The organism is Acinetobacter towneri DSM 14962 = CIP 107472 (genome assembly GCF_000368785.1).
GTDB lineage: Bacteria > Pseudomonadota > Gammaproteobacteria > Pseudomonadales > Moraxellaceae > Acinetobacter > Acinetobacter towneri.
In genome coordinates this window covers 1-26,238 of record NZ_KB849689.1, presented here as the reverse complement: position 1 = coordinate 26,238, position 26,238 = coordinate 1, and the positions used below count along the sequence as shown (strand labels likewise).

Annotated in this window: 20 protein-coding genes, 6 tRNA genes and 1 pseudogene; 15 read left to right on the top strand and 12 right to left on the bottom strand. The window is 42.7% G+C overall.

The window, feature by feature from the left end; translation table 11 throughout:
- Positions 1–182: 182 nt before the first annotated feature.
- The 10 genes from pyrC to F947_RS04425 all read left to right on the top strand — a co-directional run bounded on the left by pyrC (position 183) and on the right by F947_RS04425 (position 4,790).
- Positions 183–1,217 (top strand): dihydroorotase, encoded by a 1,035-nt coding sequence (pyrC, locus tag F947_RS04465; RefSeq protein ID WP_004972678.1) that lies wholly within the window; start codon positions 183–185, stop codon positions 1,215–1,217.
- Positions 1,202–1,864 (top strand): ribonuclease T, encoded by a 663-nt coding sequence (rnt, locus tag F947_RS04460; protein ID WP_096902181.1) that lies wholly within the window; start codon positions 1,202–1,204, stop codon positions 1,862–1,864. Before pyrC ends, rnt begins: the two co-directional genes overlap by 16 nt.
- Positions 1,865–2,079: 215 nt before the next feature.
- Positions 2,080–2,238 carry a hypothetical protein gene (locus tag F947_RS14690; protein ID WP_004972674.1) on the top strand — a complete coding sequence of 53 codons (159 nt, stop codon included), beginning with the start codon at positions 2,080–2,082 and terminating at the stop codon, positions 2,236–2,238.
- 149 nt (positions 2,239–2,387) lie between these two features.
- A tRNA-Glu gene (locus F947_RS04455) sits at positions 2,388–2,463 on the top strand.
- A gap of 110 nt (positions 2,464–2,573) precedes the next feature.
- Positions 2,574–3,992, top strand: coding sequence for an amino acid permease (locus F947_RS04450; protein WP_026438458.1), 1,419 nt, complete (start codon positions 2,574–2,576; stop codon positions 3,990–3,992).
- A 288-nt stretch (positions 3,993–4,280) separates the two neighbouring features.
- Positions 4,281–4,356, top strand: a tRNA-Glu gene (locus tag F947_RS04445).
- 25 nt (positions 4,357–4,381) lie between these two features.
- Positions 4,382–4,457, top strand: a tRNA-Glu gene (locus F947_RS04440).
- Positions 4,458–4,482: 25 nt separating this feature from the next.
- Positions 4,483–4,558: transfer RNA gene (locus F947_RS04435), tRNA-Glu, on the top strand.
- A gap of 25 nt (positions 4,559–4,583) precedes the next feature.
- Positions 4,584–4,659: transfer RNA gene (locus F947_RS04430), tRNA-Glu, on the top strand.
- Positions 4,660–4,714: 55 nt separating this feature from the next.
- Positions 4,715–4,790 (top strand) — tRNA-Glu (locus F947_RS04425).
- Between the two features lie 156 nt (positions 4,791–4,946).
- Here the strand turns inward: F947_RS04425 and F947_RS04420 are convergent.
- The 6 genes from F947_RS04420 to F947_RS04395 all read right to left on the bottom strand — a co-directional run bounded on the left by F947_RS04420 (position 4,947) and on the right by F947_RS04395 (position 15,238).
- Entirely contained in the window at positions 4,947–6,191 is a 1,245-nt protein-coding gene (locus F947_RS04420) for an NADH:flavin oxidoreductase/NADH oxidase family protein (RefSeq protein ID WP_004972669.1), read from the bottom strand.
- A gap of 142 nt (positions 6,192–6,333) precedes the next feature.
- Positions 6,334–7,932, bottom strand: coding sequence for an ABC transporter ATP-binding protein (locus F947_RS04415; protein WP_004972667.1), 1,599 nt, complete (start codon positions 7,930–7,932; stop codon positions 6,334–6,336).
- Positions 7,910–8,920, bottom strand: coding sequence for an ABC transporter permease (locus F947_RS04410; protein WP_004972664.1), 1,011 nt, complete (start codon positions 8,918–8,920; stop codon positions 7,910–7,912). The genes F947_RS04415 and F947_RS04410 overlap by 23 nt, the downstream gene beginning before the upstream one ends.
- Positions 8,920–9,990 carry a microcin C ABC transporter permease YejB gene (locus F947_RS04405; RefSeq protein ID WP_004972662.1) on the bottom strand — a complete coding sequence of 357 codons (1,071 nt, stop codon included), beginning with the start codon at positions 9,988–9,990 and terminating at the stop codon, positions 8,920–8,922. Before F947_RS04405 ends, F947_RS04410 begins: the two co-directional genes overlap by 1 nt.
- 64 nt (positions 9,991–10,054) lie before the next feature.
- On the bottom strand, positions 10,055–11,902 hold the full coding sequence (locus F947_RS04400) for an extracellular solute-binding protein (protein WP_004972660.1): 1,848 nt from the start codon (positions 11,900–11,902) through the stop codon (positions 10,055–10,057).
- 66 nt (positions 11,903–11,968) lie between these two features.
- Positions 11,969–15,238: a lytic transglycosylase gene (locus F947_RS04395; protein WP_004972658.1), complete on the bottom strand. Its 3,270-nt coding sequence runs from the start codon at positions 15,236–15,238 to the stop codon at positions 11,969–11,971.
- Between the two features lie 212 nt (positions 15,239–15,450).
- Between F947_RS04395 and dnaQ the strand changes: the two genes are divergently transcribed.
- From dnaQ to nudC, 3 genes are all read left to right on the top strand, one after another.
- Positions 15,451–16,956, top strand: coding sequence for a DNA polymerase III subunit epsilon (gene dnaQ, locus F947_RS04390; protein ID WP_004972656.1), 1,506 nt, complete (start codon positions 15,451–15,453; stop codon positions 16,954–16,956).
- 128 nt (positions 16,957–17,084) lie between these two features.
- Positions 17,085–18,728, top strand: coding sequence for a hypothetical protein (locus F947_RS04385; RefSeq protein ID WP_004972653.1), 1,644 nt, complete (start codon positions 17,085–17,087; stop codon positions 18,726–18,728).
- The gene (gene nudC / locus F947_RS04380; RefSeq protein ID WP_004972652.1) at positions 18,728–19,501 is read left to right on the top strand and encodes an NAD(+) diphosphatase; all 774 of its coding nucleotides are present in this window, start codon (positions 18,728–18,730) and stop codon (positions 19,499–19,501) included. The genes F947_RS04385 and nudC overlap by 1 nt, the downstream gene beginning before the upstream one ends.
- Positions 19,502–19,600: 99 nt before the next feature.
- Here the strand turns inward: nudC and F947_RS04375 are convergent, their stop codons facing one another.
- From F947_RS04375 to F947_RS04365, 3 genes are all read right to left on the bottom strand, one after another.
- On the bottom strand, positions 19,601–20,488 hold the full coding sequence (locus F947_RS04375; RefSeq protein WP_004972651.1) for an alpha/beta hydrolase: 888 nt from the start codon (positions 20,486–20,488) through the stop codon (positions 19,601–19,603).
- Positions 20,478–21,155 (bottom strand): BON domain-containing protein, encoded by a 678-nt coding sequence (locus tag F947_RS04370; RefSeq protein WP_004972649.1) that lies wholly within the window; start codon positions 21,153–21,155, stop codon positions 20,478–20,480. Before F947_RS04370 ends, F947_RS04375 begins: the two co-directional genes overlap by 11 nt.
- Before the next feature lie 110 nt (positions 21,156–21,265).
- Positions 21,266–21,694, bottom strand: coding sequence for a YraN family protein (locus F947_RS04365; protein ID WP_004972647.1), 429 nt, complete (start codon positions 21,692–21,694; stop codon positions 21,266–21,268).
- A 205-nt stretch (positions 21,695–21,899) separates the two neighbouring features.
- Here F947_RS04365 and rsmI point away from each other — a divergent pair, with 205 nt between their 5' ends.
- Positions 21,900–22,742: a 16S rRNA (cytidine(1402)-2'-O)-methyltransferase gene (rsmI, locus tag F947_RS04360; protein ID WP_004972646.1), complete on the top strand. Its 843-nt coding sequence runs from the start codon at positions 21,900–21,902 to the stop codon at positions 22,740–22,742.
- Positions 22,743–22,933: 191 nt separating this feature from the next.
- On the opposite strand, the gene F947_RS04355 is transcribed toward rsmI, so the two are convergent.
- The 3 genes from F947_RS04355 to ubiH form a co-directional block, all read right to left on the bottom strand.
- Positions 22,934–23,182, bottom strand: coding sequence for a hypothetical protein (locus tag F947_RS04355; protein ID WP_004972644.1), 249 nt, complete (start codon positions 23,180–23,182; stop codon positions 22,934–22,936).
- Positions 23,183–23,358: 176 nt separating this feature from the next.
- A complete protein-coding gene (locus F947_RS04350; protein ID WP_004972641.1) occupies positions 23,359–24,609 on the bottom strand; it encodes an FAD-dependent monooxygenase in 1,251 nt (416 codons plus the stop codon).
- On the bottom strand, positions 24,606–25,814 hold the full coding sequence (gene ubiH, locus F947_RS04345; protein ID WP_004972639.1) for a 2-octaprenyl-6-methoxyphenyl hydroxylase: 1,209 nt from the start codon (positions 25,812–25,814) through the stop codon (positions 24,606–24,608). Before ubiH ends, F947_RS04350 begins: the two co-directional genes overlap by 4 nt.
- 322 nt (positions 25,815–26,136) lie before the next feature.
- Between ubiH and F947_RS14460 the strand changes: the two are divergent.
- Positions 26,137–26,238, top strand: a pseudogene (locus F947_RS14460) (IS982 family transposase); the annotation flags it as partial.

Below are 26,238 nucleotides of genomic sequence, written 5' to 3'. Positions count from 1 at the left end.
CATTTAATCACGATTGTTGCACAGCAAAACTGTAACAACCTGAATATAATTTTTTTAGTGGTTTAAAAATAACACAATGTCGAAACAATTAATTCAGGCATTTCTATTTTTTATGGCTTTCGACGTTACCATTTTAACATTTATAGATTATCATCTGTTTTATTTTTCAGACTGGCAGCGCCTTGAATACGATTACTCTTATCCAGCCAGATGACTGGCATGCTCATTTACGTGATGGTTTAGCACTACAACGTACTGTTCCCGATCTTGCCAAGCAATTTTCACGCGCAATTTGTATGCCTAACCTTGTTCCACCAGTAAAAACGGTAGAAGAAGCGGAAGCGTATCGTGAACGCATCATGGCACACGTCCCTGAAGGTGTAAATTTTGATCCGCGTATGGTGTTGTATTTTACCGATCAAACCTCTCCCGAAGAAGTCAAGAAAATTAAAGCCTCTGCGCATGTGAATGCCATTAAACTTTACCCTGCTGGCGCGACCACCAATTCAGACAATGGGGTGAGCGACATTCGTAAAGTATATGCGGTGATTGAGCAACTTGAAGAACAACAAGTGCCATTATTACTGCACGGCGAAGTCACGCACAATCATGTCGATATTTTTGACCGTGAAAAACGTTTCTTAGATGAAGTGCTTTCACCATTATTACAACAATTTCCAAACTTAAAATTGGTGCTTGAACACATTACGACCTCTGAAGCAGCGCAATTTGTTTTAGAACAAGGCCGTAATGTCGCAGCAACCATTACCCCACAACATTTATTATTTAACCGTAATGATATGTTAGTAGGTGGCGTAAAACCGCATTTCTATTGTTTGCCTATTTTAAAGCGTCAAACCCATCAACAAACCTTATTAGAAGTCGCGACTAGCGGAAATCCTAAATTTTTCTTAGGGACAGATAGCGCACCGCACTCAAAAAATGCCAAAGAAAATGCATGTGGCTGTGCAGGCTGCTATAGTGCGCCTACGGCAATTGAGCTTTATGCACAAGCTTTTGATCAAGTTGGACGTATTGACCGCTTAGAAGGCTTTGCAAGCTTCTTTGGTGCAGATTTTTATGGTTTGCCGCGTAATACCAACACCATTACTTTGGTGAAAGAAGAGCAAATCATTCCAACCAGTTTAGACTACTTGGATGGTGAACAAATTATTCCGTTATATGCGGGTAAAACCATTCAATGGAGAAAAGTGTGACAGATACAACTTTGCCCGTGATGGGGCAACGTTTTCGTGGTTTTTTGCCTGTGGTGGTTGATGTGGAAACCGCAGGCTTTAATGCCCAAACCGATGCTTTGTTGGAAATTGCTGCCATTCCAATTATTTATGATGCGGATGGCAAATTTGTACCAGGTGAAGCGTATCATGCGCATATCAACCCGTTTGAAGGGGCAAATTTAGACCGTCGTTCGTTGGACTTTATTGGGATTGATCCTTTCAACCCTATGCGTATGGCTATGGCTGAAGATGAAAAAACCGCATTAAAACGGATTTTCAAATCAGTCAATGAAGTGCGTCGCCAACAGAATTGTACCCATGCCATTTTGGTCGGTCACAATGCGCATTTCGATTTAGGCTTTGTACAAGCAGCCATTGCCCGCACAGGCACGAAAAACCAAAACCCATTCCACAGCTTTTCAGTGTTTGATACAGTGACTTTAAGTGCGGTGATGTTTGGTCAAACGGTGCTGGCAAAATCATGCATTCAGGCAGGTATTGAGTTTGATGGCAAAGAAGCTCATTCAGCTTTATACGATACGCAAAAAACTGCAGAGCTGTTTTGTTTTATTCTAAATAAACTTGCGCCGCACATGGTAGAGAACTTACTCAACACAGATCAATAATACGATTTGTACTCGAACATTGAGATGTTTACAGGATGACAGACTGCATTTGTCGTCCTGTTTTCTTTTTAGTGTTGTGGTTTTGATTCGTGCTTTTCAACCACAAGACTGAGCATCAAAATGATTTTTACTGCGAATCAGCTTTTATGCATGCAGTCTTTTGAGCTGGCTTTGGTTATAATGGCAATATTCCAATTTGTGTTATTGATTCTGCCATGTTGAAAAAAATTGTCTTGGTTTTGGTCATTCTCGCGCCTTCTGCGTTGTATCTTTATATTGTGAATCGTGAGCCTGCTCAACCTAAACCAAGCACTCAACCCGCAGCCACACAAACAACAACCACTGAAAAGCAATATCAAACCCCTGATCATTAAAATGATGCACCGTATTCAAATTTACATGCACTGATTTATTTTTAAAGATGTATTATTTTTTAAGCAAATAACAAATAGTGCGGCAGTTTTTTTAGATTCAGGTTTGACACTGTCGCTAAAAATTCATAATATACGCATCACCTCGCAACGTCCCTATCGTCTAGAGGCCTAGGACATCGCCCTTTCACGGCGGTAACCGGGGTTCGAATCCCCGTAGGGACGCCATTTATCGTGCTATACGATCATTTCTAATCCAAATTTATTATTTCAAGATTGCAGATTTGTAGTTTTTCTCTACAATACTTCGCTTCATTTCATTTTTTCTCCTATCACTTATGCCGTCATCGAATCATCAAAATGATGCTGTGCATCAAGGCAATACTATGCCTTTAAAACGTGCGATGAGCACTCGACATTTGGTTATGATTTCACTGGGCGGTGCTATTGGCACAGGTCTATTTTTAGGCTCAGGTGAAGTCATTGCACAAACAGGCCCCGTTGGCGCCATCATCGCTTATATTTTTGGTGGTTTAATTGCCTATATGGTGATGCTGTGTTTGGGCGAGCTTGCCGTACACATGCCTGTTTCAGGTTCATTTGGGGCATACGCCAAACAATATATTGGACCTGGCACGGGCTATACCATCACTTGGTTATATTGGCTCACGTGGTCGGTCACTTTAGGCACAGAATTTACCGCCGCTGCGTTGCTAATGCAGGAATGGTTCCCGCATATTTCCATGTGGATTTGGACACTGATTTTTGGTGGCGTTGTATTTGGTTTGAATATGATTTCCACGCGCTTGTTTGCAGAATCTGAGTTTTGGCTATCTTTGGTCAAAGTCGTGACTGTCATTGCCTTTATCGTTTTGGGTTTAATGGCAATTTTAGGTGCTGTGTCTTATCAAGGTTATACCTCTGCACCTTTATTTAGCAATTTAACCGCACAAGGTTGGTTTCCTGAAGGGCTATTCCCTATTTTTGCCACCATGTTAATTGTTAATTTCGCCTTTTCAGGTACAGAGTTGATTGGTGTTGCCGCAGGTGAAACCAAAGACCCTGCCAAAAACGTGCCTAAAGCAATCAATACCGCAATTTTCCGTCTGTTGATTTTCTTTGTAGGTACCATTGTGGTGATTAGTGCCTTGCTACCACATCAGGCTGCAGGTTTGGCTGCAGAAGGTGTAAGCAGCAGTCCTTTTGTAACGGTGTTTAATCAGATTGGTATTCCTTATGCGGAAGATATTATTCGTTTTGTGATTATCACAGCGTTACTCTCTGCAGCGAACTCAGGTTTATTTGCAGCTTCACGAATGATGTGGTCGCTCTCACACCAAAAGCAATTACCACAGATTTTTTCTAAGGTGAATGCGCGTGGTATTCCTTATATTGCAGTCATGGTCACCATGCTCGGTGCAATGCCAGGTTTATTGTCTGAACAATTTGCGCCTGAAACCATCTTTAAAAACCTCTTGGGTGTGGCTGCATTTACCATGGTCGTGGTCTGGATGAGCATTTGTTTAAGCCAGTTTAACTTCCGTCGCCAATGGTATAAACAAGGTAAAACCGTGCAGGACTTAGGTTTTGCTGCACCGCTATTTCCAATAGTGCCTATTTTAGGTTTTGTGTTCTGTTTTATTACTTGCTTAAGTATGGTGTTTGACCCTGAAATGCTGGCAGGTTTTATTGGCTGTATGATTTTTATTGTGTTGTGCTATCTCAGTTATTACATGATTTATCACAAAAAATCATAATGCTTTTTTAGCGATGATGTAAAACAATAGGGGCGATCTTCGGATTGCCTTGTTTTTTGAGTTGTGTTGATTAGCAATGAATACTGCAAAATACAAAGAAAATCATGCTGCTCTAATAAATGTGTCCATTTAAAAATAACTTGAAAAGCATGATTTTTACCGCTTCAAACGTATCACGACAGCAGAATAGTTTTAATTTTATTCAGTTGAACATTTTTTTCAGAATTATTGCAGAAAAGCGTTTGACACCCCCCCTTATACGCCCTATTATACGCCCACCTCTGAAACGTCCCTATCGTCTAGAGGCCTAGGACATCGCCCTTTCACGGCGGTAACCGGGGTTCGAATCCCCGTAGGGACGCCAATTTCAGAAGTAGATATTTTTTTAAGTCCCTATCGTCTAGAGGCCTAGGACATCGCCCTTTCACGGCGGTAACCGGGGTTCGAATCCCCGTAGGGACGCCAATTTCAGAAGTAGATATTTTTTTAAGTCCCTATCGTCTAGAGGCCTAGGACATCGCCCTTTCACGGCGGTAACCGGGGTTCGAATCCCCGTAGGGACGCCAATTTTCAGATCCTGCCTTTTTTTAAGTCCCTATCGTCTAGAGGCCTAGGACATCGCCCTTTCACGGCGGTAACCGGGGTTCGAATCCCCGTAGGGACGCCATATTCTCAACAACTGCATTGGTTGTTACATGGTTTAAAAATATAAACTTCTATTTGTCCCTATCGTCTAGAGGCCTAGGACATCGCCCTTTCACGGCGGTAACCGGGGTTCGAATCCCCGTAGGGACGCCATATTCGAGATGTTTACATCTCAACAAAAAGCCCAATCAATATGACTTGGGCTTTTTGCTATCTAACGCATTAGTTTTATATTTCAATCTGTGCGGACTGATTCAAAAACCATAGTTTAAGCTTTGAATCCGTCCACTGAGGTTTGAAAAATACGAATCAAGCTGATTTACGTGAGTTGACCTGTCCTTTAATCACCGCAGTTAAATTGCCTTTTAAATATTTGAAAAAGACTTTTAAAGGCGAGAGTTTCGGGTTTGGACGCTTGCCTTGTGCAATTGCTTTGAACTGCGCGGCATACCAAATAATTTCCATAATTGCCATTTTATCAATCATCGGGATACCAGTTTTAATTTTATCGACCCCGTAACGTACATCTTGACCCGCCAACAAACGGTTGGCTAAATCGGTTTCTACCGCAAATGGTCGGGCGATCCCAATAAAGTCACATGCACCACTGTCCAAAGCAGCATTCATGGCAACTACCGTTCTAAAACCACCTGTCACCATTAAGTGGCATTTCACCTGACTGCGAATCAATTCCGCAAAAGATAAAAAATAGGCTTCACGGGCAATGGTACTTGGTTTACGTTTATCAGCTTTAGAGCCTGCCATCGCGGGTGCTTCATAAGTACCACCTGAAATTTCAATCATATCTATACCTGCTTCATCCATGGCTTTAAACACGCTAATCACTTCTTCTTCAGTGATGCCGCCACGTTGAAAATCTGCAGAGTTTAGTTTGACTGATACAATAAAATTGTCTGAGGTCGCTGCACGTACCGCTTGATAAATTTGCATCAAAAAGCGCATACGGTTTTCAATATTGCCGCCCCATTGGTCTTGGCGTTTATTGGTCAGTGGCGATAAAAACTGGCTGATCAAATAGCCATGCGCACCATGCAGTTGAATCCCTTCAAAGCCCGCTTGCTCACAAATCTGTGCAGCTTTGGCAAAACGCTGAATAATATCGAGGATTTCATCTTCATGTAGTTCACGTGGTGTACCAAAACTCAAAGCTAAACTTGGACTAAAAGGCACAGCCGAAGGTGCAACCGTTTCTTTATTCAAACCTTTCGGACATTGCCGCCCAGGATGTGACAACTGTACCAATTGCACCATGCCATAACGTTTACCAACTTCTGCCCACTGTTTGAGCTTTTCTATATCTCGGTCTGATTCAATTCCCACAACACCCGGTTCATTTTTGGCACGTAAATCGACCATTACGTTGCCAGTGATGGCACAGCCCAAACCACCTTTTGCCCATGCTTCATATAGACCTAAATGCAGGCTATTCGGCTGCCCTGCCGTGTTGGCAAGCGCCTCACTCATCGCGCCTTTAATGATGCGATTTTTAAACATGGTATTACGAATCTGAATTGTTTCGGCAAGATGGCTCATACACTGTTCCGTATTGTGTTTTATTGGTCTTTTTTACTCTAAAGATTTTTCGGAACAGGTCAATGCCATTTTGACAAATCTTATTGTCAAAATGGTAAAACAAGTCAGCCAGCCGAAATAGCTGTTTAAAAATATTGAAGGTTTAATACTCACTGGCAGCAATCAATTGACGGGTATATTCTGTTTGCGGATGGCTAAATAACTGTACAGTATCTTGAAATTCCATGACTTTCGCTTGATGCAGCACCAACACTTTTTGACACAGTGCTTTCACCACTTGCAAATCGTGGCTAATAAACAAATAGCTCATCTGTTCTTGCTGCTGCAAACGGCGTAACAGCTGCACGACAGCACGTTGCGTGGTACGGTCTAAGGCAGAAGTCGGCTCATCCATAATTAACAGTTTAGGACGCAGCACCAACGCGCGTGCTAATGCAATCCGTTGACGTTGCCCACCCGACAATTCATGCGGATAGCGTTGTTTAAAACTCACAGGCAATTCCACTTTGCTTAGAGCTTCATCAATGCGCTGGATGATTTCAGGCTTGGACAATTGTTGCAATGCCAAACCCTCACCAATGGTTTGCTCCACATTTAAACGTGGATTTAAGCTGCTAAACGGGTCTTGAAATACAATTTGAAACTGCTGACGTAAGGGACGCAATTGGCGTTCATTCAGTTGATTCAGATCTTGCCCAAGTAGTTCAATTTTTCCCTCACTTTCAATCAATCGTGCAATTGCAAGTGCCAATGAACTTTTACCCGAACCACTTTCACCGACAATACCAATAGATTGACCTTGCGGAAGTTGCAAGCTTAACGGCTCAACCGCAACCACATAATCTTTAACCCGATTCAGCAAGCCTTGTTTAATCGGGAATTTCACAGCAACCTGCTCCAACTCCAAAATGGTCGGCAACTCATCAACCTGCAAAGCTTCACCAAAATCATGATTCAACAAGTTTTGGGTATAGGCTTGCTGCGGTCTATTAAAAATATCTGCCACACTGCCCTGTTCTTCGACCCGCCCCTGATTCATTACAATTACCCGATCTGCATAGTGTTTGACTAAATTCAAATCGTGGCTGATCAAAATCATGGCCATATTACGACGCACTTGCAGGCTTTTTAATAAATCCAAAATCTGCGCCTGCAAAGTCACATCTAAAGCCGTAGTTGGTTCATCAGCAATTAAAATATCGGGATCGAGTGCCAACGCCATTGCGATCATCACTCGCTGACGTTGCCCCCCAGATAATTCATGTGGATAACGCTTTAGTTTTTCTTCAGGCTGTGGAATGCCGACATCTTCAAGTAATTGCAGCACCCGGGCACGCGTTTTTTCTTTGCTCCAACCTTGGAGTAATAAACTTTCACCAATAATTTTTTCCACTCGATGCAACGGATTTAAAGCCGTCATTGGTTCCTGAAAAATCATGGCAATTTTTTGACCACGAACTTGTCGCAATTGTTGCGGTTTAAGGCGAAGTAAATCTTGTTCTGCAAAGACTGCCTGACCTTGCACCTGTAAATGTTCGGGCAATAAACCCAGCAATGCCAAACTACTAATAGATTTTCCAGAACCACTTTCACCAACCAAAGCAATGGTTTCGCCTGCATGCAGCTCAAAGTTTAAATCGTGCAATAAAACCTGTTGCTGCTGAATACGCAGATGACTGACTGTTAGCAATACTGCAGGCTGTGATGCAGTTGAAGAATTAACGTCTTGGATCGAATGCATCACGGGTCGCCTCCCCAATATAAATTAACAAGGACAGCACAATTGCTAAGGTAAAAAAGCCTGACAATGCCAACCACGGTGCATTTAAATTATTTTTACCTTGTAACAACAACTCCCCTAAAGATGCTGCATCGGGCGATAAGCCGTAACCTAAAAAATCCAGTGCGGTTAAAGCTGTAATATTGGCGGTTAGCATAAATGGCAACTGCGACAAACTCGAACTCATGGCATTGGGTAAAATATGCCGAAACATAATGGTACGATCGGTTACGCCTAAACTTCGCGCTGCACGGACATAGTCAAAATTTCGGGCGCGTAAAAATTCTGCTCGAACCAAGCCGACCAGTGTCGTCCAGCCAAATAACAGCATAATCACAAATAGCCAATACACACTTGGGGTAAACATGCTGACCAAAATCATCACCATGAACAGCATCGGTAAACCGCCCCACACCTCTAAAACGCGCTGACCAATTAAATCGACCCAGCCGCCATAGTAGCCCTGAATTGCCCCGACCAAAATGCCCAAAGCTGCCGATGCAAAAGTCAATGCAAAGCCAAATAACAGCGATACACGCAAGCCATATAAAATTCGCGCCAACACATCGCGCCCTTGGTCATCTGTACCTAGCCAATTTTGTGCAGTTGGTGCAGAAGGTACAGGAACGGCCAAATCTAAATTCGGGGTCTGGTAAGAAAACTCAATGAGCGGCCAAACTGCCCATCCTCGGTCTGCAATCAGTTGTTGCACCACTGGGTCTTTATAATCTGCTTCGGTTTCAAATACACCGCCAAAGGTCGTTTCAGGATAAGCCTTGAACACTGGCAGATATAAAGATTGCTCATATTTGACCAATAACGGTTTATCATTGGCAATCAGTTCTGCCGCCAAAGACAACACAAAAATAATGATAAAGACAATGAAACAACCAAAACCCAATTTATTCTGTTTAAAACGCTGCACACGCGCCTGCATGATCGGTGACATTATTTTGCCCCTCGCGATTCAAAACTAATACGTGGGTCAATCACCTGATATAACACATCGCTGATTAAGCGTAGAATTAAGCCCAATAAGGTAAAAATAAACAAAGTGCCAAAAATTACAGGATAATCACGCTGTACAATCGCCTCAAAACCAAGCAGGCCTAATCCATCTAAATTAAAAATAATTTCGATGAATAAATTTCCAACAAAGAAAATACTCACCAACGCTTCGGGTAAACCTGCAATCACAATCAGCATGGCATTACGAAACACATGCCCATATAACACACGCGATTCAGTAAGACCTTTAGAACGTGCCGCCAACACATATTGTTTGTTTAATTCTTCCATAAATGAATATTTGGTCAGATAGGTCAGCCCTGCAAAACCACCAATCACCATCGCCAATAAAGGCAAAGTCATGTGCCAAAAATAATCGGTGATTTTTCCCCACAGACTCAATTGAGCAAAGTTTTCAGACACCAAACCCTGTAAAGGAAACCACTGAAAATATGAACCGCCTGCAAAAAATACAATCAGTAAAATAGCAAAGGCAAACGCAGGAATGGCATAGCCAATCGCCAACAAAATAGAAGTGGCTTTATCAAACAACAAGCCATGCTGACGGGCTTTTTTAATGCCTAAAGGAATAGAAATTAAATAAATCAGCAAGGTGCTCCATAAACCTAAAGATAGCGATACAGGTAATTTTTCCCATAACAATTGGGTCACAGGTTTATCTTTAAAAAAGCTGGTGCCAAAATCGAACTGCACATAGCTGGTGAGCATTTGCCAAAAGCGTTCATGTGCAGGTTTATCGAATCCATATTGCGCTTCGATTTTTGCGACCATTTCATCACTTAAACCTTTAGCACCTTGATAATTGCTGCTATTGGAGGTTGCAGCAGTTTCACCGCCTGTCGCCCCCATGCCCTGAAAGGCTTCGGCTTGCTGAATCGCCTGTTCGACTGGACCGCCCGGTGCAATTTGAATCACCACAAAGTTAATCAATAAAATGAAAAACAAGGTTGGAATAATCAGGAGCAATCTTTTGAGTATGTATGTGCCCATGTACTTACCTTTTGGCAATGTTTTGGTTTATCGCAAACACTGTCATGCTTGAGTTTTAAAATCGTTATTGTTGACGTAAATAATGTGCAACTTTCTTGGCTTGGGCAGCATCACTCCACCAATAATCAATTCCTGCCGATAGTTTAGGTTTGATGGCGGGCTGACGATACATATTCCAATAGGCATACCAGTTTTCACCTTTGCCATAGGTTGGAATTTGATAATACCCCGCACGCAATAAACGATCCAAAACTTTGGTACGCACAATCAATTGTTCACGATTAGGCGCACGAATCAACTGTTGTACCACTTCATCAATTACTGGGTTTTTAATGCCTGCGTAATTATAGTTTCCTGGTTGATCTGCGGCAGCACTACTCCAAAGCTGTGCTTGCTCATTGCCTGGACTTAAAGATTGCGGCATGACACTGGTGGTCATATCAAAATCGGCACGGCGCATGCGTTCAATATATTGCGGCACATCGACATGCCGAATATTTACCGTAACGCCCAGACGTTTCATATTGCGCACAAAAGGCACTAATGTGCGTTGCAAACCATCCTGATGAATTAAAAATTCAATTTGAATGGCTTTGCCTTTGGCATCGACCAATTTACCTTGCTGAAAACGATAACCCGCTTTCAAAAGCAATTCACGGGCTTTAAGCAAGCCGTTACGGTTAAAGCCACTGGCATCAGTCACAGGATACTGCCAATTTTGCAATACGCCTTGGCGTTGAATAGGATGCAGCTTGGCCAAATAGGGTTTTAAAACAGACAATTCTGCGGCTGAAGGTGTGCCTTTGGCTTCTAATTCACTGTTAGAAAAATAACTTTGCAAACGGCGATATTGCCCATAAAACAAGGCTTTGTTTTGCCATTCAAAATCATAAGCGTAGGTTAAAGCCTGCCTAAAACGAATATCCTGAAACGCATGTCTACGGGTATTAAAAACAAAACTTTGGGTCGGAATTGGGTTTTGGTGCTGAAATTTATGCTTGACCACCATGCCCGCATTCACAGCAGGAAAACGATATTCAGTGACCCATTTTCGTGCGGTATATTCTTCATGCAACGTGTATTGCCCCGACTTAAACCCTTCGAAGGCAATATCCAGATTGCGATAATAAACATACTTCAGGCGGTCAAAATTATAGCGCCCTTTATTTACGGGTAAATCTTTGCCCCAATAATTTGGATTACGCTTATAAGTAATGCTGCGCCCTGCATCAATCCGCTCAATAAGATACGGCCCTGAACCTAAAATCGGTTCTAGTGTGATGCGGGTAAAGTCACGCTTTTGCCAGTCTTTTTTAGAATAGATTGGCATTTGCGACAAAATCAGCGGCATTTCTGCATTGTTAGTGGATTTAAAACTGACTTTAACCTGATGCTTAGACAAGACCGTGGTTTTATCTAAATCGGATAAATACATTTGCAAACCTGGATTAGACTTGGTCTGAAAAGCATCAAAACTGAATTTCACATCATCTGCTGTAACTGGGCTGCCATCACTAAATTTAGCTTTAGGATTTAAATGAAAAATGACAAATGCAGTTTGCTTGGGGTCATAGCTGACTTTTTCTGCCAATAAGGGATACATCACCCCCGGCTCATCTAAAGAACTGCTCATGAGTGAATCGAATATAAAACTCACCCCATCGGTTGAGCTGCCCTTGCCATTCATGTCATTTAAATTATCAAAAGTGCCATTACTGGCACGAATTAAATCGCCACCTTTGGGCGCTTGCGGGTTGGCATAAGGCATAGCCGAGCGCCCCACATACTGAGGCTGGCTATGTACGGCAATATAGGGCGTGGTTTGTAACGCAGCCCATCCAAACTGCGGCAAGACCACACAACCTAAAATACAGCCCAGATATTGATGTGTCTTTTTTATGGCAAATGACATGCACACAGCTCCTTGTGCAGTATTCCTGAGGATGCCGTCAAAACATGACATCCTCAGGATTAAACTTTACAGATTCGGGACTTTAATCACATCGCCAATACGCAATTGAGTATTTGGCTGCATATCATTTAAATCTGCCAATGCTTTGGTGTCGATGCCATAACGACTGGATAAGCCAATCAGCGTATCCCCACGTTTCACTTTATATTCAGTTACGGTTTTGGGAACTTGAATATTTTGTCCAATGCGTAAACCTGAACGTGGCGTTAAGTTATTTAAACTCGCCAATTCTGCAACCGACACACCCACACGGCTGGCAATCGAATTTAAAGACTCACCACTTTTAACGGTATAAGTTTCGGTGGCTTTACTACTGCTGCTTTTCGCAGCACTTACGACCTCTGTTTTTACTTCATTTTTTGCAGCGCTGGCATCGACTTTTAAGCGTTGTCCAATGCGGACATTGGCAGTACGTGAAAGGTCATTCAGCTCTGCCAAATAATTCAATTGCAATTTATATTGGCGCGCAATACTGCTTAAAGTTTCCCCTGCTTTGACCACGTGAATATCATTGGTGGTTTCAGCCACCGCTTCAACTTGGGCTTTTTTCTCAGGAACATCACCCGTGAGTTTAAGAATTTGTCCTGCTCTTAAACCACTGTTACGGCTTAGATTGTTTAAGTCTGCAATATAGTCTTGGCTGAGATTATATTTTGTCGAAATCGCCGATAAGGTATCGCCACGTTGTACCGTATAACGCTCAGGCACATTGACACCTGCAGGCACTTTGAGGGTTTGACCAATGCGCACACCGCTTTGCGTGCTTATATTATTTAAACTGGCGAGCTCTGCCAAAGAAATTTTGGCTTGGTTGGCAATGCTCGATAAAGTATCACCACGCTGTACTTGGTAGTTTTCAGTCGGATAGTTTGGCTCTGCTGCTTTTGTTTCTGACTTACTGGCTTCAGCTTTGCTCGCTTCCGTTTTTTGTGCAGTCACTTCATTTACAGGCACATTAATGCGTTGCCCAACCAATAAGCTACTGTTCGCGTTTAAACCTGGAGTTAAATCAGCCAATTCCTGATTTGACAAGGCATAACGGTCTGCAATCAGTTTTAAGTATTCGCCACGCTTCACTACGTAAGTTTTGGTTGCGATTTTTGCAGCCTGTTCTGCGGCTTTTTTGTCGGCTTCTGCTTTGGCTTTAGATGCAGCCGTTTCTTTTAAACTTAGACGCTGCCCTACAAATAAGCCACTGGTGGTGCTTAAGTTATTAAAATCTGCCAATTGTTTTACAGTTAAACCAAACTGACTGGCGACACCTGTTAAGGTATCATTGGCTTGCACCACGTATTGCTCAGGCATGGTTTTTGGCTTAGCAGGCTCTGCCTGTACTTGTGGCTTGGCGTCGTATAAATAAATACTGGTGCCCACATACAAAGTTGCATCTGGAGCAATTTGGTTCCACTTGGCAATATCACGCCAGTTCAAGCCATTTTTCATGGCAATACTGGCCAAGGTGTCCCCCGCTAACACGGTGTACGTGGTACGTTTGCCTTTTGGTGGTACGACCACCACTTCAGACTCCGTACGCACATAATTCTTACCTTGGTTACGCTTTGCTTCTTCTGAATCTAGGCGCGTATTTTCTGCCACACTTTTCGGGTAAGCAAAACCTTTGGTTAATTCTTTACCTTGCTGCTCTGCAACAGACAGACTGGTCTGAATAGCGGTCAGCTTAATTTTTCCATCGTATGGATCAACAATTTCAGTGCCTTGAGGCGCAATTTGTTTTAACTCAGCCACAAGTTGTTCTTGTTCTGCTTTAGAAGCCACAGGCTGCAACACTTCTTCTACAGTTTTATTGCTACCTTCTGCCTGCACTGCTGCAAGAATTTGCTCACGCTCAGTATTGGAAATTGGTGGTTCAATCCGCACAGGCTGAATATTGGCAGCAGGTGTAACAGCAACAGGAATACGCGGCGCACTTGGAATATCGCTACCCGCAGCAAATGCTGCCAAAGCGTCCGAACCTTGTGGCGTACGTGACAAACGTGTAGGCGTAGTCGTTGCTGGTTTTGAAACACTGGCTGTAGTCGATGCTGTGCTTGGTGTAGTGGTAGTTGTGACTGCCGTAGAGGCAGCAGGCTTGCCTGTAGTCGTTCTGGTTGTTGTACTGGTCGTTAACGCAGGTGGCTCAGATTTAGATGGTGTAATGGTCACACCAGAAGATGAAAACGATGGTGTGTTGCTGCTATTGCTTGCCCATAAACCGCCACCACCTTGTAGTTTTTTCAATCGTGCATCGACTGTTGGGCTTAAATCTGCAGGAATCAAAATACGCATTGGACTTTGGGTGTCAATCCGATCCCCACGATGTCCAGGGTTAAGCGAATACAGTTCGGCACGGCTGAGACCGGTAATATTGGCCACATCATTTAAATTCACCGCGCCCACATTAATTTCACGGAAGTGTGGACGGTTGGCAATTGGGGGTAAAGACACGCCATAAGCATGCGGGCTTTTAATAATTTGTGCTACCGCCAAGAAACGCGGCACATAGTTCATGGTTTCTTGCGGCAGTTTTAAAGACCAATAATCGGTTGGTAAACCTGCAGCTTTATTGCGGTTAATGGCTTGTTGAATACGACCCGGGCCTGCGTTATAAGCCGCCAATGCCAATTCCCAAGAACCAAACTGATTATACAAACTGCCCAAAAACTCATAGGCAGCACGAGTCGACTCCACGACATCTCGGCGACCATCGTACATCGAAGTTTGTTTTAAGCCGTAAATACGCCCTGTACTTGGAATGAACTGCCATAAACCTGCGGCAGCTGCGCTACTGGTTGCTGCAGGGTCATAGGAACTTTCAATCACAGGTAACAACGCCAATTCAGTTGGCATACCACGACGTTCAGCTTCTTTAACCGTGTGATACAAATAACGTGACGCACGCGCACTTAAACGATCCAAATACGGTTGACGTGAAATAAACCAGCCTCGCTGCGCTTCAATACGTGGGTTCCAATGGTTTAAATCCATTTTGAAACCAACGGTCATACGCTTCCAGACATCACCGTGTTTTAAAATTAATAAACGGTCACCTTCTACCGCGCGCATATCGGTTGCAGAGAGTAAATCTTCCAGACCATCTAAAGTACTGGCATCTAAATAACCCGAACCGACCTGACTTGAAGTGAGTGGCTTGCTCGCACCCTGCGTCGAGCTACAGCCCGTCATCAAGCCAAGGGCAGCCAATGCTGAACCTAAAACTGTAATTTTTAAAAATGAAGGTAAAGTCGGCTGCCACATGCGCGTGGTTGGTTTATACATAAAAAAATCCAAACAACTCGTATATAAATTATTTTTTAGACTTGCCATTGTAGTAGAGCTAGACAACGACACAAGGCATTAATTTAGCGCGTTTCGTCTATAAATGTTACAAGAAATTAAAAAATAGACAGGATTTACACGTCTAAACCGAATTTGCGATATACAATAGCTTTTCATTTTGATTTATTTTGCACAACCTGCGGATCTGATTTATGTCTCAAACAATCACTTTATATGTTGATGGTGCTTGTCGTGGTAATCCTGGCTTGGGTGGCTGGGGTGCGTATATTGTTACCGAACAAGAAGAACATAAATTATATGGTGGCGAAGCTCAAACCACCAATAACCGTATGGAATTGACTGCAGCGATTGAAGGCATTTTATTTTGCCCAATGGATGCCAAGCTGATTATTTGGACTGACTCCAATTACGTCAAACAAGGCATTACCGAGTGGATTCACGGTTGGAAAAAGAAAAACTGGAAAGATGTCAAAAACCCTGACCTTTGGCAAAAATTAGATGCGGTCTGTCAAGGTCGTGAAATTGAATGGCACTGGATTAAAGGTCACGCAGGACATGCAGGTAATGAAATGGCAGATCAACTCGCCAATGTGGGTGCAGATCAAGTCAGCAAAATGTTAAAAACCGCAGACTCAAACCCAACCCTCAATGCAACCTTAATCACATCGGCAGTAGACATAGCAGAACATGATAAAAAAAAAGCGGAATCTGACTGGTTGCTCGATGACCCGTTTGGTTTTGATTTAATGGGCGATGATGCCGAGGTTGAAACAGAAGATATGCAAAATACGCTTCAGGAAGCTCATCAGGCAACCGACACGGAACTCGAAATCAGCGCATCTGTTCATGTCATTGAAGCAGAAACCAACGTGCCTGCAACTGAATCAACCATTACAGATGAAACTGAAACAGAAAAAACCAATCCATCAGCTCGCGTTGACGCAGTGAACACAACTCAATTGCATCCGCATATTGTGGTCACCCCTGCCACAATGGAGCTACACGGCCCGCGCCAACTGATTCTGGATACCGAAACCACAGGTTTTTACTATCAAGATGGTGACCGAATTATTGAAGTCGGTGCGCTGGAAATGATTAACCGTAAACTCACGGGCAGTTCCATCCACATTTATATTCAGCCTGAAAAACTGGTCGGTGAATCAGAAAACATTCACGGTATTTCAGATGAGTTCTTAAAAGACAAACCCAAGTTTGCCGAAATTGCCGATGTGCTGTATCAATATCTTAAAGGTGCAGAAATTATTGCGCACAACGCCACCTTCGATATGAACTTCTTAGATATGGAGTTCAGTCGTGCGGGGTTGGGCAATTTGTCCGAAGTATGCGAAGTGACCGACTCACTGCTCATGGCAAAAAGTAAGCATCCTGGGCAAAAAAACTCACTCGATGCGCTCGTCAGACGCTATGAAATTCCTGCGCGTGACCGTACGTTCCACGGCGCATTACTAGATGCTGAAATTCTAGCCGATGTTTACTTGGCAATGACTGGCGGACAAGTCGCCTTTGATATGGATGCTCTGTCTGCAAGCGAAGAACAGCAACGTCAAAGTGATCGTTTAAGCATTGATATTGATCTTGCTGTGATTCTGCCATCAGAAGAAGAATTGGCTGCACATGAGAATTGGGTCAAACAATTTGAAGAAAAACACGGTAAACCTTGCTTTTTTGCCAAATAAAATCTACGAGTTTTGTAATTTTATGTATTTAAAGATTTGCCAGTTCAGTTATAGTTAAAGCAAATAGGACTTTGTGTATTTTGCAAAGAACCAACAAACAGATAAAACACTAGGAAAGGTGCAGATCCATGTCTTACCAAACCTCTATACATTTTGATCCAACTGCCTTACTGATAATAAAAAATGAGGTTGATAATTCTATCAAACTGGTTGAATCCGCAGTAAGCACCTTAGCAGAAGATCAAACTTTGCCTTTTGGGATTGATGATGCACTGAATCAGTTTGAACAGTGTGCTCAGGTTTTAGCCTTAATTGATATGGAAAGCTTGGCAAAAATTGCGCAATACTCAGCAGAGCTGATGCGTAAAATTATGGGGAATCCAAGCAATATCAACACGCTGGAAGTCATTGCACTTAGCGAAGGCACCACCATGCTCAAGCGTTATATTGAGTTTATTTGCCTACGTGAAGTTAAAATTCCACAATTCCTACTCGACACTTTAAACCGTTTAGAATTGGCATTGGGTAAACCATTGACTCAGGAAGGTCAGCATATTGAAACTTTATTGGACTGCATCACTCCAAGTTTCCAATTGCCGCAAGTGCCTTCTTTAGAAAAGTCGGCTTATGTGCATCGCTTATATAAACTGTCATTACATAAGCTGCTCAAGCAAGAAGAATCTGCCATTGATCTTCAAGCGATTAAACTGGTAGGAACGTATTTGGCAGGTTTGGCAGAACAACATCCGAGTCAGCAATATTGGGGCTTAGTACACGTTGCCTTTAACCATATTGATAACTTGTTGTTGAATGAGCCACGTTTGCGTACTTTTATTAGTATTGAGCACAATATGCGTCAATACTTTGCTACGCCAGAAAGCTTTACCGCCAGCTTGTCTGATCTTGCGAATGTGTTGAGCCTGTGTATTAGTCAAGAAGATGAAATTTCTCAACATATTCGCAGTCAAATGAATATTGGTGAAGACTTACTCACCGACATGCAGCTCCAAGTATTCAGCCGTCATTTATATGGTCCAGATTTTGACACCATGCATACCATTAGCGATTTGGTCACCACAGAAATGACACAAATTCGCAATGATATTGAATACAACTATCAAAACATGAGTCCTGAAAAAACGCTGGAATTACAAGGCAAATTAACAGAGTTAGCAAACTTGTTTAAAGTCTTGAACTTAAATGAAGCGCATTTGGACTTACAACGCCAAGCTGAATCATTAAGCCGTCCTGAATTACTCAAAGATGAAAACTTTGCCCAGCAATTAATGAACGTGATTTTATCGGCCATGAACTCAATCGGTGTGCTTGAACGTCACCACACCTCTAGCCGTTTGCAGTTACGTGTGAATAACATGAACATTTCGCTAGATCGTTTAGATGAAGCACACGAAGCCTTGCTGACTGAAACCAAGTTACTGATTGACTTAATCACGCAAACACTGACACAGCACCTACAAACTCAAAGTGTTGCAGATTTAGAGCATACTTCAGCGCAAATTCGTGAAGTTGCAGGGGCAATGTTGTTCTTGAATGCTGAAAGTGGTCAAAAAGCACTAAAAGTATCTGCAGATTTTGTACATGCACAAGTCGAAGCAGGACAAAACTTAACTGCTGAACAAGTCAACAATATCTTAGATACGCTTGCCAGTGCAGACATGCTGATTGACAATTTAAAGAACAAACAACCTGTTCTACAAAGCATGTTTAAGGTAGCATTGGACAGTAGTGAAAAATTGAAAACTGTAGCCTAATGACTGAACTCTCACTTGCATATATTTTTCAGCAACAACAACTTTTGGTCGATGAAAACTTCCAATTACCACGTGTGGAAAAGTTGGCAAGTGATTTAAGTTTTAGCTCGGGTGATCAAGTGATTGCCCGAGATCTGCTTGAAGATGAATCCATTCCTGAAGGCTTTCAACTGGTGCCTATCCGACAACTTTTACAAGTCTGGAACACCCAACAGTTTGAACAAGCCAGCCGTGCTATTCAGTTACTCGAATGGCGTCGCAACCACAAATTCTGCAGCCATTGCGGTCATAAAACCGAAGTCCATGCGACTCAATATGCCATGGTCTGCCCGGCTTGTGGCTATCACCAATATCCGCGCGTAAATCCATGTGTCATTACGGTCATTACCCGTGGTGAAGATGAAGTCTTATTGGCGCGTAATGCACGCAATAAACTGCCGATTTACGGTTTAATTGCAGGCTTTGTTGAAGTGGGTGAAACGCTGGAAGAAGCAGTGCGTCGTGAAACTTTTGAAGAAGTGGGTGTGCAGCTTAAAAATATTCAGTATCTTGCCAGCCAGCCGTGGCCTTTTCCAAGTAACTTAATGATCGCCTTTAAAGCTGAATATGCAGACGGTGAAATTCAGTTACAGGAAGAAGAAATTCGTGATGCGCAGTTCTTTAAATTTGATCAACTACCTGATATTCCATTTAAAGGCAGTATCGCCCATGCCATGATTATGCATGTGACTCAAGGCACGCCTGTGGCTGATGATACCAAAGCGTGGTTATAAATCTAATTTGCAGTCTTGCATTAAAAAAACCGTTGCACTCTATAAGCTGCAACGGTTTTTTTATGACCATTTCAATTCAATGCGGAGGATCAATCAACATCACGCATCTTTAAGTGCCTGATCTAAAGCACGCATAATTTGGCGTTTGGTCGCAAAGAAACGACTAAACAAACTCGACACCGATGCCATAACACTGACATGCCCTGTTTTTGGAATGACAATAATTTCACTATGATTGCCATATTTCTTTAATACGTGGTCGAAGTCTGTGGCATTACTTGCCCCCACAATTTGATCTTTTTCTGCCACCAATAAATAGTGTTTGACTGAATTCGACTCCACAAAATAATACGGCATCACATCCTGATACGGCACCTCTTGATCAAAGGCATCGGCACATAGCGGATCATCCTTATAATCAAAATGATAAGGCCCTGCCAAACCAATAATCGCACGAATGTGATCTTTACAGCTTAAAGCATAGGGCTGGGGATGGTACAACAAGGACATCACATTAAATGCCCCAGCCGAATGTCCCATCAATACCACCTGTGCCGTAGAAATACCCAGTTTGTGTTGCTGCTGAGTCAAGTAATTCAGTGCAAGAGTTAAATCATCAATATAGGTGGGAAAAATATGCTGTGGCGCGAGTTGATAGTTCATCACCGCAACATCAAAGCCTTCTTTTGCAAAAGCTTCGCCCACAAAACGATAATCCTGCTTATCGCCACGTGACCATGCCCCACCATGCACAAACACCATGAGTGGACACTGCGGGCGTGGTGTTGTAGTGCGGTACAAATCCAGACGATGTCGCGCACGTAAACCATAAGCAATATTGCTTTGAACGGTATAACCCTGACGTGGGGTTAAACGGTTCAGCGCATAGCTGCCCAAACTATACAGGCGAAATTCTTCATAAATACGTTTCGCCTGTTCTAAAGTTTTATTCAGTTGTTTAAACCAGTGTTCCACATTATTGAACATGTGTCGGTTCAACCTGATCTGGGTCAATCGCGACTGGCGTTTGTGTTTCTGGAGCAACCATTGGGCTGACAAAGTTCGCATTGTTGCTCGGTTGTAGCTCAATATTATCAATCAGGGTAATAATTTTAGTGACATTGCCCACTTGTTGTAGCACTTGGTTTAAATCCTGCAATTCTGCATTGTTTAAACGTCCCATCACATACAACACACCATCTTCGGTATGAATACGCACTTTGCTGTCTGACACCACAGGTGCTTTCATAATCAAACCACGGGTATTTGCAGTAACCGTGGTGTCCTGCATAATGGTGCTATAGCTGATTTGATTACCCACTGTAATATAATTGTGGATGGTTTTTACATCACTCATGGCACGCACATTGTCTTCTGCCAACTGTTTTAAATGCGCGTCAGGCACTTGCCCTGTCAACAACACATTGCCATGAAAACTTTCTATATTGACACGTGATTGTTTAAAACGTGAATCCAGTTTATATAAATTAATTTTTGCAGTACGTTCAATAGAGTTATCTATAAACACTTGCCCAAGTGAGCGTGCACCACTTTCTGTACCCACTGGCGCAGTGCCTGTGCCACTTGAAATAAAACTTGCACAACCCGATAAACTTGCTACACACAGCAAGGTCACTGCAATACGCTTGAACACTCAGCAAGACTCCTATTATTTTCTTTCAATTCTGGCTTGTGCTGTGCATTTCATCCTTAGATTTGCACGATCAACAATACACCGACTGATGCTTTTGCTTTAAATTTCACTCAAAGATTAATCAAGTCTGCATCAAAAGTAAAAGCATTTTCAATCCATTGCAAATCATACGGGAATTTGGAAAAGTCTTGCTGTACTGTTTTTGCAAATTGCTGAGAAAAATCAAAGCAAATCACATCAAAACGACAATAATATTCTGAATAGTGTGGATATTCTGTTAAAAACTGCATGGCGGTTTTCATAATTTTACGCTGCTTAGATGCAGACACCACTTCGTAGGCTTTGCCATAGCCAGTTTGCGAACGCGCTTTAACTTCTACAAAAATCAGTTGTTCTGCTTGAATAAAAATACCATCTATTTCACCAAAAACACTGTGATAATTCTGCTCCAGCATACGCCAACCGTGTTGATGTAAATATTGCCAAGCCGTCTGCTCTGCCCATGTGCCAATGCTTTGCTGCAGCGTTTTTTGATTCATGCTATATCCGATTTTTTTTATTTTGTTATGGTGCGCAATCGTAGTATTCGCTGAAGTGCGATGACGCGAGTTTCACACGCCAGACTGCAATTCAGGTAGAATAAGCGCTTGGTCTGTAACTTGTATCAGACGCAAGCCAATACTGCTGTTGTTTCGTGTTCCATCATTTTTATTTTAGTTTGCTATTTCCCACGGAGAAAACTCAATGAGTGCCCAGTTATTTGTTGTTGCTACCCCAATTGGTCACTTAGATGATATGAGCTACCGTGCAATTGATGTGCTCAAATCGGTCAGCCTAATTGCCGCTGAAGATACCCGCACCTCTGCACAATTAATGAAACATTTTAATATTTCAACTCCGCTTACAGCCTGCCATGAACACAACGAAAGCAACAAGATTGATATTTTAGTCCAAAAATTACTCAATGGCGAAGATATTGCGCTCATTAGCGATGCAGGTACACCACTGATTAGCGACCCAGGTTTTAAACTGGTTCGTGCAGCACAAGCCAATGGTATTCGTGTGATTCCTGTGCCGGGTGCATGTGCAGCCATTGCAGCGCTCAGTGCGGTTGGCTTACCAAGTGATCGCTTTAGTTTTCAGGGATTTCTCGCTTCTAAACAGTCACAGCGATTACAACAACTTGAAAAGCTAAAAGATGAAACCCAAACCCTGATTTTTTATGAAGCACCACATCGAATTTTAGATTCAGTCAAAGATATGGCTGCCGTGTTTGGTGCAGATCGCCCTGTTGGCTTTGCCCGTGAAATTACCAAAACCTTTGAAACCATTAAAAAAATGACTTTGGGCGAATTGCTTGAATTTATCGCAGCAGATCATCATCAACAAAAAGGTGAAATTGTATTGGTGGTCGGTGGAGCGAGCGAAGAAAAAGACCTGGAACAAGAAAAATTAGATCAGCTATTGCAGCGTTTATTGCAAGATTTATCGGTAAAAGCAGCATCACAATTGGCGGCTGATCTAACAGGGATTAAAAAGAAAATTGCCTATCAACGTGCATTGGAATTAAGCCAAGCAGCCGAATAAGCCGATTGAACAATAACAGTGATGACGATCATCGCGCATAAAAAAAGCATCACCCTTTATACAAGGTGATGCTTTTTTATCTTGAAGTGATAAACATTAGAGCAGCCTGCATAGTAAGCATCCCGCCCTAACTCACTCAACAGTTCAACGAATAAATTCAATCAACAAGTTCAGCAAGCACGTTCAACAGATTAGTCGCGCGCAGACTCATCTGGTGGCACTTCGGTAATTTTTCCGCCACGTGCCAAAAATGCAGCCACTTCATCTTCCAATGCCTGACGCTGTTTCAGTTTGGCAGTTACAGTGAGAGTTTCTGCTTCTGCAAGATCACCATCTACAGCACCTTCTTCTGATTCTGCTGCACCTTTTTCAGCCGCTTTCGCTTCATCTTCGTCTACAGTTGAATCTTCTACATCATCGTAATCGTTCATGTCCGTCATCTTAATCTCCCCACAAATGACTTCAATTTAGTCCAAGTGAAAACTGGTTATGAATTACGATGAAATTTAGCAATCTCTTGGCCTTTCGCATAGAGTCTAGATTAAAAAAAACGTATCTTTTTTAACCAAATTCGTAATCAGGTATGTATGACCGTACAAAAAACGACTGTTTTGCTTTAAACCGCGTAGCGTGTGTCTTTAAGCAGGCTTAATCCACTGGCTTGTGACATAAAGGCATCTTTTAACGCAGGCAGCTGCTCCACCTGTTTTAAACCAAAGTTACGTGCCCACACCACAGGGAATAAAGTGGTGGTTTCCATCCAGCCAATCGCAGACATACTATGCATCATGGCATCATTTTGTCCTTTACGACGATGCTCGTAACGCTTTAAAGTTTGCTCATGCGCCCAAACACCACGTTTGAAATCATGCAACAACACATCGCACAGTACGGCTGCATCCAGACAACCAATATTCACGCCCTGCCCTGCAAGCGGATGAATTACATGCGCGGCATCACCAATAAGTGCCAAACCATCTTGCACATAACGCTGCGCTGCACGTGCTTTCAGTGGGAAAATAGCACGTGGGGTTGCCTCTAAGACTTCCCCAAGCATGTGATGACTTTCACGAGTCAAAAGTTGGGTAAAGTCGTCATCATTCAGTTTGGCATATTCTTCGGCATAGTCATCAGGCAAAGTCCAAACAATCGACTGCCAATGCCTTTCCTGCTCGGCGTGTAAACTTGCCATCGGTAAATAGGCCAAAGGACCAGTTTCTAAGAAAATTTGACGTGCAACATGCTGATGCGGCTGCGCAGTACGAATTGCACAGGTTAGACCTGCCTGACGATAATCCAACACATCAAAATCAATAAAGGCTTGTTCGCGCACAAAGGAGTTAGCACCATCTGCGCCAATGACTAGCTTAGTCTGTAATTGTGTACCATCGGCCAAATAAATGTGCCAAACGCCAACACCATGCTCTAAACGGGTCACTTTGACTTGTGTTCGATAATCTTGCACTTGTTGCAACATTTGCTGCTGAATCGCTAGATTTAAAATGCTTGGCTCGACCATTGAACCCAGAGCCTGCTCAATAGCGGGTGTACGTTCGTTACTTGCCCCAAAGTTAATTTCGCCATAGCCATTTTTATTCCAAACCTGCATGCCGCTATACGGCATATGTCGCGCCAGTTTAGACCAGACATTGACTGTTTTTAACAGGTGGATGGTGGCCTGACTTAAAGCCAATACACGCGGATTGGCAACTGCAAGGGTTTTCTCTGCATCTAAAATAGGTGCGGCATCTAAAACTGTAGCCTGCACACCCCCTTGTGCCAATAAAAGTGCAGTTAAGCCTCCCACCAAGCCGCCACCAATAATGACGACATCTAACACTTGCGTTTGTTGATTTGCTGTGATCATGCTTTTAACCCCATGGCATAATTGGCGACCAAAGGTTTAATGCCTGGAATGGTATCAAACGCGACTAAGCCTGTATTACGCATAAATTTCAGGATTGGGTTTTGATTGCTAAATCCACGTACCACGCTGTCACAGAATTTAATGACTCGCTGTTGATCTTTCAAACGCGATTGTTCATAGTCACGCAGCATTGCAGCATCGCCTAAATCTGCTGACTGTGCCGCCTGTTCGGTGAGATAACGCAATAATACGTAAGCATCTCGCATACACAAGTTAAAGCCCTGCCCTGCGACTGGGTGAATGGTATGCGCTGCATTACCCATCAGTACAACGCGACCAACCGCCTGTTTTTCTGCCAGAACTTGTGACAATGGAAAACTAAAACGACGTCCTGTTTTTTCAAACTTCCCTGCACGGTCACCATAGGCTTGTTGCAAGGCATTTAAAAAGTGTTGATCATTTTCATCGCCAATCCATTCATGTTCTGTACCTTTTGGCACAGGCCACACCACAGAACGGCGATATTCACCTGGCAGGGGCAGCAACGCCAAAGGCCCTAAATGACTAAAACGCTCAAAACCCACATGCGCATGCGGCTTGGAGGTTTGCACTGTGGTCACAATCGCTACTTGGTCATAATCATGTTCCGATGCACCAATGCCCAAGGCTTTACGGCAGAAAGAATCACGACCATCGGCAGCAATCAGTAGTTTGGCAGCAAGCTGTAATTGTTCCTGACCACGTACCGCTTCAATATAGGCAAAATCTGCATCTTGTTTAAGACTGGTGACCTGCACACCATCAATCAATTCAATCAAAGGTTGTTTACGTACTTCGGTCAACAACACTCGACCTAACCATGCATTTTCAATCACCTGACCAAAGCTTTCGACTTTTTCTTGTTCGGCCAATAAACGTGCCTTGCCAAAACTACCTTGTTCGGTAATTTGAACTTCTAAAATAGGCGTAGCATGTTCTTGCAAGGCATCCCATAAACCTAGCTCTTGGTAAATTTGCACGCTGCGACGCGACAAGGCACTGTTACGTGCATCAAAACTGGAATGATACGGCGCAAGGTTAGCATCGTCATAATTGGGGTATTGAATCGCTTCTAGCAACTTCACTGCAATGTTTGACTTAGCCAACATCAAGGCTAAGCTTAGCCCGACCATACCACCGCCTACAATGATCACTTTTTGTTGCATGCCTTGATCCTTTTTATGAGGTATTCGACTTCAAAAGATTCAATCGAAATACGTATAATCTGTAATGGATTTTATCTTACCGCAAAGTCATTTATTTTTATAATGAATTAGTGTTGAAGCTATGGAAGATGATTAGACTTCTTGCAAATGTCCAATTCAAACTATAATTATTAGTCCCTCATCTTCTTGCTCCGAGCCATGTATGACACAAGAGAAGATAAATTCAATACTTAACCCGAATTACGGATAAGAAAAGCCCTTGAAAAAAAGGTAGTTAGAGCCATTTAGAAAGTTACGACACAACCCAAAGGCTCTAACTACCATGTACGATTTTACAGAAATTTTTTGTATTGTTGATGATTTTTTCAAAAAATTTGAACCCATCTATTGGCAATTTCTCAAGCAAGAAAACAAACGTCAACGT

Bases quoted from the DNA above. Each gene is read 5' to 3' on its own strand.
- rnt (WP_096902181.1), top strand. From the start codon at position 1,202: ATGGAGAAAAGTGTGACAGATACAACTTTGCCCGTGATGGGGCAACGT.
- F947_RS14690 (WP_004972674.1), top strand. From the start codon at position 2,080: ATGTTGAAAAAAATTGTCTTGGTTTTGGTCATTCTCGCGCCTTCTGCG.
- F947_RS04450 (WP_026438458.1), top strand. From the start codon at position 2,574: ATGCCGTCATCGAATCATCAAAATGATGCTGTGCATCAAGGCAATACT.
- F947_RS04420 (WP_004972669.1), bottom strand. From the start codon at position 6,191: ATGAGCCATCTTGCCGAAACAATTCAGATTCGTAATACCATGTTTAAA.
- F947_RS04415 (WP_004972667.1), bottom strand. From the start codon at position 7,932: ATGCATTCGATCCAAGACGTTAATTCTTCAACTGCATCACAGCCTGCA.
- F947_RS04410 (WP_004972664.1), bottom strand. From the start codon at position 8,920: ATGTCACCGATCATGCAGGCGCGTGTGCAGCGTTTTAAACAGAATAAA.
- F947_RS04405 (WP_004972662.1), bottom strand. From the start codon at position 9,990: ATGGGCACATACATACTCAAAAGATTGCTCCTGATTATTCCAACCTTG.
- F947_RS04400 (WP_004972660.1), bottom strand. From the start codon at position 11,902: ATGTCATTTGCCATAAAAAAGACACATCAATATCTGGGCTGTATTTTA.
- F947_RS04395 (WP_004972658.1), bottom strand. From the start codon at position 15,238: ATGTATAAACCAACCACGCGCATGTGGCAGCCGACTTTACCTTCATTT.
- dnaQ (WP_004972656.1), top strand. From the start codon at position 15,451: ATGTCTCAAACAATCACTTTATATGTTGATGGTGCTTGTCGTGGTAAT.
- F947_RS04385 (WP_004972653.1), top strand. From the start codon at position 17,085: ATGTCTTACCAAACCTCTATACATTTTGATCCAACTGCCTTACTGATA.
- nudC (WP_004972652.1), top strand. From the start codon at position 18,728: ATGACTGAACTCTCACTTGCATATATTTTTCAGCAACAACAACTTTTG.
- F947_RS04375 (WP_004972651.1), bottom strand. From the start codon at position 20,488: ATGTTCAATAATGTGGAACACTGGTTTAAACAACTGAATAAAACTTTA.
- F947_RS04365 (WP_004972647.1), bottom strand. From the start codon at position 21,694: ATGAATCAAAAAACGCTGCAGCAAAGCATTGGCACATGGGCAGAGCAG.
- rsmI (WP_004972646.1), top strand. From the start codon at position 21,900: ATGAGTGCCCAGTTATTTGTTGTTGCTACCCCAATTGGTCACTTAGAT.
- F947_RS04355 (WP_004972644.1), bottom strand. From the start codon at position 23,182: ATGACGGACATGAACGATTACGATGATGTAGAAGATTCAACTGTAGAC.
- F947_RS04350 (WP_004972641.1), bottom strand. From the start codon at position 24,609: ATGATCACAGCAAATCAACAAACGCAAGTGTTAGATGTCGTCATTATT.
- ubiH (WP_004972639.1), bottom strand. From the start codon at position 25,814: ATGCAACAAAAAGTGATCATTGTAGGCGGTGGTATGGTCGGGCTAAGC.